The sequence below is a fragment of the Actinoplanes sp. URMC 104 genome (assembly GCF_051386375.1).
GTDB lineage: Bacteria > Actinomycetota > Actinomycetes > Mycobacteriales > Micromonosporaceae > Actinoplanes.
Genome location: NZ_JBPQTO010000007.1, coordinates 706,875 through 720,350, shown reverse-complemented (window position 1 = coordinate 720,350; position 13,476 = coordinate 706,875). Strand labels below are relative to the sequence as shown.

The 13,476-nt window shown below is 66.3% G+C and carries 8 protein-coding genes; 2 read left to right on the top strand and 6 right to left on the bottom strand.

Annotation, left to right across the window (positions count from 1 at the left end; translation table 11 throughout):
- Positions 1-34 precede the first annotated feature (34 nt).
- The 6 genes from ACSNN8_RS24775 to ACSNN8_RS24750 are packed head-to-tail and all read right to left on the bottom strand — an operon-like array spanning position 35 to position 10,531.
- Positions 35-2,716, bottom strand: coding sequence for a site-specific DNA-methyltransferase (locus ACSNN8_RS24775; protein WP_436651893.1), 2,682 nt, complete (start codon positions 2,714-2,716; stop codon positions 35-37).
- Positions 2,717-2,737: 21 nt separating this feature from the next.
- Complete coding sequence (locus tag ACSNN8_RS24770; RefSeq protein WP_436651892.1) at positions 2,738-5,809, bottom strand: BPTD_3080 family restriction endonuclease; 3,072 nt, start codon at positions 5,807-5,809, stop codon at positions 2,738-2,740.
- 37 nt (positions 5,810-5,846) lie between these two features.
- The gene (locus ACSNN8_RS24765) at positions 5,847-7,160 is read right to left on the bottom strand and encodes an AAA domain-containing protein (protein ID WP_436651891.1); all 1,314 of its coding nucleotides are present in this window, start codon (positions 7,158-7,160) and stop codon (positions 5,847-5,849) included.
- Positions 7,157-8,623, bottom strand: coding sequence for a hypothetical protein (locus ACSNN8_RS24760; RefSeq protein WP_436651889.1), 1,467 nt, complete (start codon positions 8,621-8,623; stop codon positions 7,157-7,159). Before ACSNN8_RS24760 ends, ACSNN8_RS24765 begins: the two co-directional genes overlap by 4 nt.
- A complete protein-coding gene (locus tag ACSNN8_RS24755; RefSeq protein ID WP_436651887.1) occupies positions 8,620-9,702 on the bottom strand; it encodes a hypothetical protein in 1,083 nt (360 codons plus the stop codon). The genes ACSNN8_RS24760 and ACSNN8_RS24755 overlap by 4 nt, the downstream gene beginning before the upstream one ends.
- A 34-nt stretch (positions 9,703-9,736) precedes the next feature.
- Positions 9,737-10,531 (bottom strand): hypothetical protein, encoded by a 795-nt coding sequence (locus tag ACSNN8_RS24750; protein WP_436651886.1) that lies wholly within the window; start codon positions 10,529-10,531, stop codon positions 9,737-9,739.
- A 104-nt stretch (positions 10,532-10,635) separates the two neighbouring features.
- On the opposite strand from ACSNN8_RS24750, the gene ACSNN8_RS24745 reads away from it, so the two are divergent.
- Positions 10,636-12,621 carry an AAA family ATPase gene (locus tag ACSNN8_RS24745; RefSeq protein ID WP_436651884.1) on the top strand — a complete coding sequence of 662 codons (1,986 nt, stop codon included), beginning with the start codon at positions 10,636-10,638 and terminating at the stop codon, positions 12,619-12,621.
- Positions 12,618-13,010 (top strand): hypothetical protein, encoded by a 393-nt coding sequence (locus tag ACSNN8_RS24740; RefSeq protein ID WP_436651883.1) that lies wholly within the window; start codon positions 12,618-12,620, stop codon positions 13,008-13,010. Before ACSNN8_RS24745 ends, ACSNN8_RS24740 begins: the two co-directional genes overlap by 4 nt.
- Positions 13,011-13,476 lie beyond the last annotated feature (466 nt).

Sequence of the window (13,476 nt, the reverse complement as noted above, 5' to 3'; positions counted from 1 at the left end):
ATGGGTGGCAGGGCTCCGGCCACCCATCGATGCCTCAGACGGTGAAGACCTTCATGACCTCGTCACCGTAGTCGTTGATCACCTTGACCGCGATCTTGCCGGTGTCCGGACGGGCGAACGGGCGTGACTCCGTGGAGTAAAGGCTCGCCCAGGCATCCGGGTCGATCTCGGCCTTGAGGGCCGCCTTGAGGCGCTTGTACGGGTCCTGCCCGCCGGTGAAGTAGCAGTGGCGAACGAAGAATGACTCGCCGTTGTAAGCCGTGTCGATCATCCACAGTGCGATCTGGTCGGTGCTGTTACTACGCAGCTCACCCGTGTTTGGGTCGTACACGTCGACGCCGTGCAGTAGCACGCGCAGCTCGTCGTCCTCGGTTTTGATCTCGATGTCCGGTTCGCCGAACACGGTGAACAGGTTGCCGGCGCCGGTCTTCTTTAGTTCTTCGCCCATGACCAGGTCGGCGTTCATCCGGACCAGCAAAACGGGCACGCGACCGAGCCGCCGCTCAGCTGCGACGTTCGCGAATCCTTCGGCCGAGGTCACGTACTCCTCGTCCGCCGTGCCGAGCACTGAGGGGTCGAACGCGAATGCTAGAACACAGAGCAGATCAATGTCTTTGGCTCGGATCGCCTCACGGGCTGCATCCTTAATGAACTGCGGACCCACCGTCCCGTATTGCGGGCCGACGGTGATGCCGACTCGCTTCGCGGTGCCATCGTTGGCCTCGTCACGCAGGCCGACAGCCTGGATGTACGGGGAGGCGTAGGGCTCCACCGAGTCGAAGCTGAGGCGTTCGTTCTTGCGGCCGTTCTGAATACCGGCGGTGCGCAGATTGGCCAGGACGGTCTGCTCGAAATTCGTGTCACCGTCGGACGTTTCCTCGTCGGCAACTGCCGTGTTGCCAGTCTGATCAACCGCACTGCCGGCAAATGCCAGGGAGCGGTGGGGAGACAGGCTCTCAACAGTAAATGGGCCAGCAACGCGGACCTTCCGCTTGTCCTCGTACGGTCTGTCGTAGCGCAGCTCGTACTCGGCGTGCCGATTAATGGCCGCATCGATCTCGGCGCGGCTCATACCCTTTCGGATGTCCGGGTTATTGGCAATTGACTTTAGTGTTATGTGCTGAACGCGCTCGTAGACGAAACCCTGCCGGATGTCGCGCTGAGTTTGGGCGAGAGGCAGCGGCTTGCCCAATGCTTCCGCTTCTTTCGCCCGCCCCTCGGGTGAATCAGCGAGCAGGTACCACGGGAAGCGCGCACCCATGATTCGTTGCCTGGCTAGCGCGAGCGCCACTCGCGAGGTGTCAATTGTGATCCAACGCCGCCCCCATTGCTCCGCGACAAAGCCGGTTGTTCCCGATCCGCATGTTGGATCAAGTACAAGATCACCAGGATCCGTTGTCATCATCATGCATCGCTCTACGACTTTAACATTCGTTTGTACGACATATACTTTCGGGTCAGCGAATCCCGATGTGACTGTGTCATCCCACATGTTGCTGTAGGTCCCTACGGGGAAGTCCTCGAGATATCGGGCATATCGAAGCGTTTTACCTACCGGCTTTAGGCGGCCCGCCGTCGCCAGCCGCTTCATGCCCTCAGGGTTAGTCTTCCAGTAGCCGGGATAGGGCCGGAAATCTTTCCCGTCGATTTCCACCGCGAAATCACCGGGAGGTCGCTGGCTGATTACAGTGTCCAGGTAAACTCTTCTTGCGCCGTCTTGCAAGGGCTCTACTCCGGCAATTTGTGCCTTAGTTAGCTTGACTATACGTCCGTCAGGCATTGCGGCATTCGTATACTGCTCAGCTGCGGTCTTGTCCTTATTTGTATAGAGTTTTCTGTACTTCATTGAGCCGATGTCGCGCGCATACCAGACTATGTAGTCTGCTACTCCCGGCAGGCTTGCTGCGGTCGCACTCGCCGTCTTTTTAAACGTCACCAGGCTGACGAAATTCTCGCTTCCAAAAACTTCATCGAGAAGCGAGCGGATAAGATGTAAGTTCTCATCGCCGATCTGAATAAAGATGGATCCGCTTTCCGTCAGCAGCTCCCTGGAGATCGTCAAGCGGTCACGGAGGTAGGAAAGATAGGAACTGATCCCGTACTCCCAGGTGTCGCGGAACGCTTTAATCTGTTCGACCTCACGCGTCGCGTCCTCGAATTTGCCGTCCCTAACTTCCCGCCTTCGTGCCGAAACCTGCCAGTTCGAGCCGAATTTGATGCCGTAAGGCGGGTCGATGTAAACCATCTGGACTTTGCCGCGCAGTCGTTCCCGCTCGGCGAGGCTTGCCATTACGTTGAGCGAATCGCCGAGGATCATGCGGTTCGACCAGTTGGCCTCGTGTTGGTAAAAGTCCACCATGTCGAGTTCGCCGAGGCCGTCGAACGCATCGAACAACGTCAGCTCGGGCTCTTCCCCTGGCGACGCCGCTGTGTCGCGCAGATTTTCGATCAGCACCCGGGGATCGATCTTCTCCTGAATATAGATGGGAGGGACCTTACCCTCGAGGTATTCGGCGAGGTCCTGCTCCTCCTTGCCGCGCCACACGAGCTGGGGACTGTACAGCGGCCGTGGGTACCGGAACGTAAACGGGTATTCCACGTCTGGATCAACGAACTCGTGGGCGTCTGCAGTGGGCAGGTTGACGCGCTTGTCGGGGTGCGTGATCGCGTCGACCGGGGTGGGCCCGGCCGGAGCGGCCTTCTTCCTCGGGGGCATGTCTCGTTCCCTTTCGCAGCGTCAGTCGGGCAGACCGATGATCGGCCGGTCGGCGTACAGGTTCTCGATGGCGTCGTGCAGCACCTCGCGGAACTGCATCGGGTGGGTGGCTTCGACGTAGCCCCAGCGGCCGTACTCACCCCAGTTATTCACGGCGGCGCACCACTCGTGCCTGGCGGTGTGGGCCTTGGCGGCGGTTGGCCCGGGGGACTTGCGGCTCCCTGAGACTTCGACAATGAGCGTCCGTTCGACGTCGTCGGCGTCTCGTGGAACGAGCCGCACGATGAAGTCGGGTACGTAGTCGTGCTGGCGGCCTTCATGGACGTAGGGGATGGTGAAGCCGAGGCGTTCATTCTTGACGTACGCGTGGACCCGCGAGTCTCCCTCGAGGATCTCGGCGAGGCCTTCCTCCCAGGTGTTGCCGCGCTGGCCGTCGAGCACTACCTCGGTGAGGTGAGATTTCTGGGGCGGTGGAGACATGACTACCTTGCGGGTCACGAAGTCGACGTCGTCCGTCGAGCCTTCGGGATCGAATCGGCGCAGGACGGGCATCAGCACCTTGGCGCGGTTGTCGAGCTGGCGGATGATCGATCCGAAGACCTTCTCAGCTGCCCGAGAGGTTGCCTGAACCAGCAGAAGGTTGCCCTTCGACACGTCCGGGTCGGTGGTCACCCACTCCTCCAGCCACTGTCGGCAGATCTCGACAACCTGCGGGAAGAGCCAGGGTCTTTCCACCCCGTCCGCGGCAGCCAGGTACTTCTCGTCCTCCATGAGCCGCTTGGCGATGGTGTAGGCGATGCGTTGGTCGCGAGCACCCCGGATGTCGGCCAGCTCGACCTCCAGCCGTTCGCCCACGACACCCTGGTTCTCCACCCACAGCGCCACGAATTCCTGGGTGACGTGCAGACGTGACTTCTCATCGAAGTCTGCGATCAGCGTTTCGTCTGGAAGCTCGACGCGATAGCCGTCCAGCTTCGGCCACCGGATCGAGAGGTCGGCTCGCTCGGACACCGCATACACCCGAACCGCCGGCCGTATGTCCTTCTGCGGCGGTGGAGTGGCGCGGTCGGACGGGATGAAAGCGAACGGTACGCCGTAAACCTCGGCGTACTCTGGCTCGAACTTGCCGTCTTCGTTCGCGGCATAGCTGCGGCGGCGCAAGCCGCGTCCGACCACCTGCTCGCACAGCAGCTGGCTGCGGAACGGCCGCACGCCGAGGATGTGGGTGACGGTGTTGGCGTCCCAACCCTCCGTCAGCATGGCTACCGAGACGACACATCGGATGTGCTCGCCAAGCTTTCCCTTCTTGCCGATGGTGTTCATCGCCTCGCGGAGCAGGTCGGCGTCGTTGAGCTTCTCCACGTCAGCGCCCGGGTTACGCAGCCGGAACTCCTGCTTGAAAGCCTCGATCTCGCGAGCCGCGGCCTGCTTGAAGTCAGGCCCAAGCGGATCCCCGGACTCCAACGCGACCGAGTCGACCAGGATGGTCCGTTGCCGGGTCGTCCAGACCCCGTCCTCGATGTTGCTGAGCAGTGACAGGTTGCCGGGGCGCAGCCGCTTCTCACCGTCCTGGTCGACCTCCCAGCCGGCAATCCATTCGTAGACCAGCTTGGACACGACCGTGTTCGGGCAGACGATGATCATTACCGGTGGCGGCTCGCCGAGGCCTGCTAGGTCCTTCTCATAGCGGACGTGGTTCTGCTCGTACGAGCGATACAGGCTGCGTATTGCACCCTCAAGGGTTTCCGGCATCACCCATCCCTGCGAGGTGATCGGTGCGCCCTTGGAGGACTGGCGCTGGGGCAGGGGTGGCCGGATGTTGTCCCACAGGTTGAGGTACACCGGCTGCTGGGCAACGGCGTCGTCGTCCACGGGGATGCGCGGAATTTTGACGATGCCGGACTCAATGGCGTCCATCAGCGAGAAGTCGCTGACCACCCAGGGGAAGATGTGCCCCTCGTTGTAGCCGGAACCCTTGAGGTAGTACGGGGTGGCCGACAGGTCGTAGACCGTCTTGATCGACGTCCGGCGCGAGATGTCCTGCAGCCCGCGGAACCACACGCGTGCCTCGCGGTTGCGATCCTTGTCGGATTTGTCAGCGACGTCTTCCGGGTGCTCCAGCAGCTTGTCCTGGTAGCAGTGGTGTGCTTCGTCATTGAAGACGACAAGGCCGCCCTCGGTCGACCCGAACGCGCCGAGCACCCGGTCCGCGACCATTTCCGGGGTTTCCTGGAATGCGTCGGCGTCACCGGGCGGTCGGTTCCCGCGCAGCAGCTTGCGGGTATTGGCGGAGACTCCCTGGATCTCCTTGGCGTCCCTTGGCAGGAACGTGTGGTAGTTGACCACCTTGACGTTCGCTTGGAGGACGGCCTCCCAGAGATCCGGTGGCACCAGGTCCCGTTGGTCGTAGTAGTTGTCGTCCCGCTCAGGCTGCAAGACGCCGAGTCGGTCGCGGATGGTAATGCCCGGCGCCACGATCAAGAATCGTTTCGCGAACCGCGCGTCCCGAGGAGTCATCACCTTGTTGACGGTTTGCCAGGCGATCAGCATGGCCATCACGACGGTCTTGCCGCTGCCCGTGGCCATCTTCAGCGCGACGCGCGGCAGGCCGTCGTTGTGCATGCGGTTTTCTGGCTCCAGCCGCCGACGGTAGTCCGTCGTCCCGTGCCGGCCCGCTACTTCGGCGAGGAAGATGGCGGTTTCTACCGCCTCACGTTGGCAAAACAACACCGGGTCCGCCCGATGTGGCCCGGGCGCCCAGTGGGCCAACAGCTTCCGGGTGTACGGCGTGACACCTGTCCAGTTGTTCGCCCGCCACCTCTCGACCTCGCGGCGGATGTCGTTGACGAGGCTGTTGACTTCCCGCCGTTCGCCGGTGATGTCGAAGTCGAGCGCTTCTTGCACATGCTTCTGTCGTGTCTTGCGACTTGGCGGCAAGGGGATGAACGACTCGCTCGGCCTGCGGCCCGGCTTGAGGACGCCGGTCGGTCCGTGTGGCCCGATCTCGAAGTGTTGCTGCGGCGGCTCGTACGGCGAGTTGATGATCGGGTTGCTGAGGTCGGGCGCCTCTGCCGCGACTTCGGACAAGGTCATGCTCTAGGTCCCCCGGAGGTTCGGTCGGCTGGTGACATCATGCACTCATGGGGATGCGGTGCGTCTCAAGGTGGGTCATTACAGTCTGATTTGCGGCCCAGCCGTCGGGGAACTTGACCGGCTCGTAGAGGTGAACGGGCTCTGTCGACGGGTGGGCGTCGAGCAACTCGTGAATGCCTGCCCGGCCGACGATGACGCAGGTCTGACGGTGGCGGGACGTCAGCACACACAAGCGGCCCGCCTCGAGGTGAAACGCGGTCGCGTCCCGGCGGCCCGACAGCGGATGCAGCACCACCGTCACGTCGTACTCCCGGCCCTGCAAGCGGTTCGCGGTGTCCACCGTGATGTCGGGTTGATCAGCCAAGGCAGCCCGCAACGCGGCGACCTGGTCTCGGTGGGCGGCTCCGACAGCGATGCGAGACGGCGTCACCGGACCTGACGTCGAACCGGACCGGGCGACGGGGCCTCGCTCCACAAAGCGCCGGGCAACGGCGGCCACGGCGTCGACCGCCTCGGCGTCGGTCCGCATGGTGTGCCGGGCGGGCAGCTCGAGGTAGCCCCAGCCGGAAGTCGCGGCTTCCTCGAGCACGGCGTCCACGGGCGTCCGGCCGAGGGCGCGCGTCGTGAACGTCAGCTCCCGCTCACCTGGGCCAGCTCCGGTGCGGAAGCCGGTGAACGGGTAGAACGCCGAGGCGATCAGGTCCTGCGCGGTGTGCGGCAGGCGCCACGAGACCGGTAGCTGGTGCTCGGGCACGCCGTCGTTGTTGCGGAGTAGGCCGGACACCGCCGACTGCATCGGGTCCCAGGTCAGCCCCCGCCAGCGGTCGTTCTCCACCACCGAGAACGGGTCGAGCTGGCCGGGGTCGCCGACGAACAGGGCCCGCTCGAACAGACGGGCAATGGCAAGCAGGGCGTCGGAACGCATCTGATAGGCCTCGTCGACGATGGCCCACTCCCAGGAGCGGTCCTTGACGTACGCCCACTTCGCCGCGGTGGCGACCGTGACCGGGCAGTCGGCGAGGTTGCCGGCGTCCTTGTCGCAGGCGACGTTGGGTAGGCCCGCGACGCGCGCCGACGGCACGTACTCGGCGCTGCTCAGGCGCCCGATCAGCGCGGATGGGAGCCGGCGGGCGAGCGAAGCGGTCAGATCGTCGACCTGCTCGTTCGTCTGGGCGACGATCATCAGGCGCTCGCCGGCCTCGACCAGCTCGGCCGCGGCGCGCACCACCAGGGTGGATTTACCGGCGCCGGGCGGCGAGTTGACCACCACGCCGCGGTGCTTGCCGGAGCGGAAGTCTTCTAGGATGGCCAGCGTCGCCTGCGACGCCTCGACGGCCGGGTCGAAGCTCATTCCCACACCTCGCGGGCGTCGTCGTCGGTCGGCGTGTACGGTTTCGGCGGCCCGCCGTGGGTCCACGGGGTGTCCTCGGGCGCCGGCAGTTCCGGTGAGCGCATGCTCTTCGGGAACACGCTGGTGTAAGTGAGCTCCTCGCCGAGCGTCGGGACGGTGCCCGGTGCGGCGGTTCCGGCGCGGCCCATGCCGTTCTCGATCTGCAGCTCCACCCGGTCGCCGTTGACGCTCAGGATGGTGACGTCCTGCTTCGGGCGGCTGGGGGAGCGCAGCTTGGTCGCGGCGAGGAGCCGAACCGGGTCGCCGGTGCGGACGACGACGCGCGGGCGCAAGACGCGGCGACCCTTGTCCGACAGGATTTTGCGGTCGGGCTCGACCTCGACGACCGTGCCCGCGAAAGCCTCGCCGGTCACCCGGAAGCTTGCCATCACCAGCGGGTCGTCGAAGGCGCACGTGGCGTCGTACTCATTCTGTTCGCGCTCCAGGCGTTGCAGTCGGCGCGCCGCGGCCACCGCCCCGTCGCGACGTGCCTGCGGGAAGCCGCCGCCGCTGACGTAGGTGTGGTAGCTGGTGAACTCGGTACGGTCGTTGGTCCAGCGGACGGGCACCGTGTCGCCCGGCGGCAGCGTGCGCAGCAGGTCGATCGCCCGCCACATAAGCCGCCACGTCGGCTCGAGCTGCGAGCGCAGGTCGCGTTCCAGCACGGCCAGGGCGCGGTCGTGTTTTCCCTCGTCGTACAGGCGGATCGCCGGCGCCAGGATCTCGTTGTCGAAGGTGGGGTCGGTGCTGGGGCCGGCCGGCGGCCAGATCGTCGGGTCCTCGGCTTCGCGCGCGGCGTCAGTCGCGGCCACACCGGCGGGCGGGTCGATCCAGGCCAGCAGGGCGGCGAGGTTGGCGTCCTCCATCGCGCTCTGCCCGGTCGCCCAGTGCCGGCCGAGCGCGGACGTCATGGCGACCAGCGCCGACGAGCCGGGGTGCTCGAACCGCTCACCGAACCAGGTGAGCCAGCGTCCCAGCAGCGGCACCTGCGGCGACACGGCGTACTCGCCGGTCGTGCGCCGGAAGCGGGTCGAGCGGCCGAAGAGGCGCACGAACGCCGCGCCGGCCGGGTTGGGCACCAGCATCTGCGGCGCGTCCAGGTAGCGCGTCCTGGCGTCCTTGCCGTACGTCTCGACGCCCTTGCGGGGGCAATCCTCGATGTACTTGAGGACGATCGTGGCGAGCTGGTCGGCGAAGGCGAACCGCAGGGTGCGGTTGCGCGGCTGCGGCACGAACAGCATCGTCGGGTTGTCCCGGTCGGTGCCGACCATCGCCGCGAGCGGTGCGTTGGCCTCGCCGGCCATGGTGAGCGGCACGAAGGCCAGTGGGTGGTCGCTGAGGTGCAGATGGCGTCGGGTGGCGATGGGGTACGCCCGGCCGGCGTCGACGGCGAGGGCCCGGGCGTACGAGGAGATCGCGCTCATGCCGCCACCGACCCATAGATCTGCGCCGTGGTGCGCAGCATTGCGGCGGCCTCTTCCTCCTCGACGGAGGCAATGGCCTTGCCCTGGGCCAGGTCGAGCGCCCGCCGGACGTACTCGACTCCGCCGAGCTCCTCGCGGACCGTGGTGCCCAGCGCCGACGTGCAGCCGGCGGCCTCGTGGCGGCAGAAGTATGCCATCTCGCAGCTGTTCAGGCAGGACGGCGCGTACCGCGCCTCCATGATGGACAGTGCGGACACCAGCTCGTCGGGGGTGTGAGTGGCGAGGTCGAGGCTGAGCCCGTTCGGCAGCTGCTCGACCAGGTTGTCGATGCGCGCCAGGCGGGTGAGCTGGTGGTCGAGGGTGATCAGCTGCTTGCGGACGTCGATCTTCACCGCGGTGGACTGGTTGGAGAAGTCCTTCGGGCACACCAGCACCACGTCGTGGGAAACCTTGTCGTCGCCGAGCAGGCGGCGCAGCGCGAGAACGTAGACGGCCGACTGCCGTGCGGCCGCGGCGACCTTCGACCCGTCCGCCTGGTCGTCGATGATCGCGAAGGACTTGATCTCGACGACGTGCAGGACGCCGTCGTGGTGGAAGGCGACCAGGTCGGGCTCGAGGTAGACGATGTTGCCGCCGACGTCGAGGCGCAGCAGCGGGTGGTCGAGGAACGTGAGCGGCTCGCGGCCCTCGACGGCGGCCTTGAGGGCCTGGCGGGCGCGGGTGTGCCGCACCTCCTGGCTCGCGTTGCCGCCGACGTCGTTGAGGTCGGTGCTGCCGACCTCCTTGATCTCCAAGCCGAGCACCTCGCGCAGCAGGCGCAGCAGCTCGGCGTACCCGTTGGCCTTGACCTGGGCCTCGAACGAGTTGCCCCGGGTGATCGCGAACTGGGACTGGCCGAACTTGGCAGGGAAACCGATCTGCTTGGCCAGCGCGTCCTTGTCGACGCCGGCCGCGTCGAGCACGGCACGCCGCGCGCATCCGGGGTTTCCGGTCAGGGCGGCCACCGTACGGGCGTTGTGTCGTTTCGCGGGAGCGGAGCCGCGCAGCTGATGAAGTCGGTGGGGGATGTCGTCGGACATCTTCGTTCCTTCGCGGCAGAACGGGAGAACGAGGTCAGGAGCCGGTGGCCGCGGCGCGACCGAGCCGGGTGCCGAACAGTTGTTGTGCCGGGGTGAGCTGGTCGAGGGCCCGCTTCGCGGCCGCTTCGCGGTGCGACCGGTCGGCGTCAAGGTGGATGGCCAGTTCGGCCTGGGCGGCCTCGGCGACGGCAGCCGGAGTCATGGAGTAGGCGCTGGTGGCGGCTCCCGGGATCGTGGCGGCGAAGCGCCACAGCAGCCGCCGGGCGTTCGGGCCCGTCTCGCCGAGCCTTTCCAGATGTTCGGCAAGCCGGGTGGCGGCGGTGAGGAAATCGACGCGCAGACTGAGCGGCCCGATGATCCGCGTGGCCATGGGCCACGACGAGACGGCGATCAGGCCGCGGGCCGGCGCGAGGTGGTCGGCGGTCAGGGCGGCGCAGAGATAGTACGGGCGAGAGTACGGCGCGGACTGGAACGAGCGCTCCTCGTCGCGCCGCAGACTCGTGAGCTTCGTCGGTGTGAGCTCGCCAGTGGCAAACGCTTCGTGTACGGCGACGACGAGCTTGGGAGCAGCCGGAGCGCCGAGCAAGGTCAGCGCTTGGTGCACCTGTTCCCGTACGGGAAGAAGTGGCCCGGAAGCGAGCCGCGGAGCCGGAACCAACGGCGTCTCGTCCGCCAGTTCCTCATCGAGGAGCGCTTCCCACTCGCGCTGCGCCTGGCGTAACTGCTTGCGCAGGCTCGCGACGCGCTCGCGGTCGCCGGCGGTCAGCGCCCGCCGCACTTCGGTGCGCAGATCTTCGATCCGCCGATCGAGGGCCTCGACTTGTTCCATGCCAATACCGTACAGTCTTCCAGCAAGTTCCAGCAATCCCCAGTAACTGTTTAAGGTTGCCTTCCCTGAGGTGGCCCACCGTAACGTCGGCATGGGAGCACACGGTGAGCACGACTCACGCACTTCTGGAGCATCTTTTCGACCGTTTGGCCGAGCGACGTACGTCTGATCAGATTGCCGAGGTCGTTCTCGGCGCCTTCGCGGGGGAACAGCAGCTCCGCGCCGTGCTTGATGGTGCCCCGGCTGACCTGCCTGTCCGGGAGGCCGAGACGGCCGAGCAGCGGCACGTCTTCCTCGAGCGCATCACGGTGACCGGCTTTCGCGGCATCGGCGCCAAGGCCGCGCTGCATCTGCAGCCGCAACCCGGTCTGATGCTGGTCATCGGGCGCAACGGTTCGGGTAAGTCCAGCTTCGCCGAGGCTGTCGAGCTCTCTCTCACCGGCGACAGCAAGCGCTGGGCCGATAACAACCGGATTTTCCGCGAAGGCTGGCGCAACCTGCACCATCCTGACCAGGCGGCCATCGAAGTCACGGCGCGCCTCGACGGATCTCCCGCACCCGTGCACCTGCGCCGCCGCTGGCGCGACGATGCCGCCGAACCCAGCGATGCGGCCGCCGACGTCCGCCACGGCGACCAGACGTACGCCGACGTCGACGCTCTCGGCTGGCGCCAGCCCTTGGAGGCGTACCGCCCGCTGCTGACCGCCAACGATCTGGGCCGGCTCATCTCGTCGCGGCCCAGCGACCTGTTCGACGCGCTCGCGCCGCTGCTGGCCATCGAGCCGATCACTAACGCCGAGAGCCTGCTGAAGCGGATCAGGCGCGAACTGGACGCCCAGCTCAAGGCGGTGTCCGACCGGCGAAAGTCCCTCCGGCAGGCGCTCGGCGAGGTCGATGACGAGCGTGCCCGCGCGGCGGCCAAACTGCTCGCGTCCACTCGGCCCGACCTTGACGCCGTGGACCGGCTGCTGGGCAACACAGACGACGTCTACCCTCAGGTGACGGCGTACCGGAGGCTGGTCAGCCTGCCGCCGTTGCCGACGGCCGAGGAAGTCACCGCGGTGGCGGACACGCTGACGGCGGCTGCGGTCCGCGTCCAGGAGGCACCCAACAGCAGCGTCATCGAGGGCACGGCCCGGCTGCTTGAAGCTGCCACCGAACACTACGACGCGCACGGTGGCGGCCCTTGCCCGTTGTGCCATGCCGGCGTGCTGGACCAGCATTGGCGTACCGACGCTCAAGCGGAACTGGATCGCATCCGCGACGATGCGGCTGCCCGCCGCTCCGCAATGGAGAGCCTGGCCATCGCCCGCCGGAAGGTCCAGGCACTTCCAGTCGGCGCGGGAGTGCCCACGACGCTGCCGGAGGACTTCCCAGCCGAACTCCGCGAGCGGCTCAGGACGGCGTGGACCATCTGGTCGGGTCTCAGCGCCGATGCCCACCCAGAAGCGGTGGCCGCGCATCTCTCCAGCACCTATCCAGCGTTGCTGCAGACGGTCGCGACGGTACGCGAAGCGGCCATCCTTTGGTTGCAGGCGCGTCACGACCAGTGGCGCGACCTCGCTGCCCAGCTGCAGCAGTGGCATGCCGACGCCGTCGCGGCGCGTGTTCACGAGGCTCCGCTGGCGCGCGTCAAGGAGGCCCTCGACTGGTACAAGCCACTGATCGAGAACCTTCGCGCGGAGCAGCTGGCGCCGTTCGCCGCCCGGTCGCAGCAGATCTGGGAGGAGCTGCGCCAGCAAAGCAACGTCGAGCTCGCGGGAATGAAGCTCGACGGGTCGAGCACCCGCCGGAGGGTCGCCTTTCCTGCCACCGTGGACGGCACGGCGACCAGCGCGATGTCGGTGATGAGCCAGGGGGAGATGCAGGCTCTCGGTCTGGCCGTGTTCCTGCCGCGGGCCAGCGCGGACGCCAGCCCGTTCCGGTTCCTCATCATCGACGACCCGGTGCAGAGCATGGACCCGGCCAAGGTGGATGGGCTCGCCCGGGTCTTCGCCGACCTTGCCCAGACCCGGCAGGTCATCGTCTTCACCCACGACGATCGGCTCCCGGAGGCCGTCCGTCGCCTCGAGATCACATCGACCCGGTGAAGCGCTACCTCGATGATGCCGCGGCTCTGGCCAAAACTCGGGACATGCCTGTCGAGGTCCGTACGCCGGTCGTCGTGACCTACTGCCGGTCGGCCCTTGAAGCTCGTTTCCATCAGATCGTCCGTGCCCGTCGCATCGGGCGCGGCGAACCTCATCGCGATGTCGATGCACTGATCGGCCGGGCCCGCACCACGATGCAGGTGGCCGCGCTCGCTCTCTTTGACGACATGGATGCCGGCGGCCAGATCCTCGGCAAGCTCAACACCGCGCACGGCGGGTGGGCGGCAACCGCCCTGCGCACCTGCAAAGAAGGCGCCCACGGCGCCGCCGTCAACGACCCCGAACAGCTTGTGGCCGATGTGGCTCGTCTCGTTGTGAGGCTGAAATGATCTCTGCCGAGAACTACCTGGCCAGCGCCGCAGAGCTGATGACAAAGCCGGCCACTGGCACTCGCGGACTCTGGCCGCGGGCGAGTGCGTGGCTCCTTCGTCTCGCCCTGGAGGCAGCACTGGACCGCTACTGGCAGGCCGTGGCCCCAAGCGTGGCGGAATGTCGTAATCGGCGGGCGCAACTGATGATGCTGCGGAAGTACGCCGGAGCCGAGACTGCACAGCGGGCGGCTTACCTATGGTGGGCGCTGTCGCGGGCCGGACATCATCACGGATACGAACTGGCTCTCACGGCCAGAGAGCTCCGGCACCTGCACACCGAGTCGCGTGCCATGGTCGCGGCCCTCAGGCAGACGTCGAAGTGAACCGTGATTGTCGCGAATTGGACTTCATCAGACACGCCGCGGCTAGGGCGCGTCTCGAAGTGGGTGTGTTGATCATCGATAGACGAAGAGGTCTCCGGTAA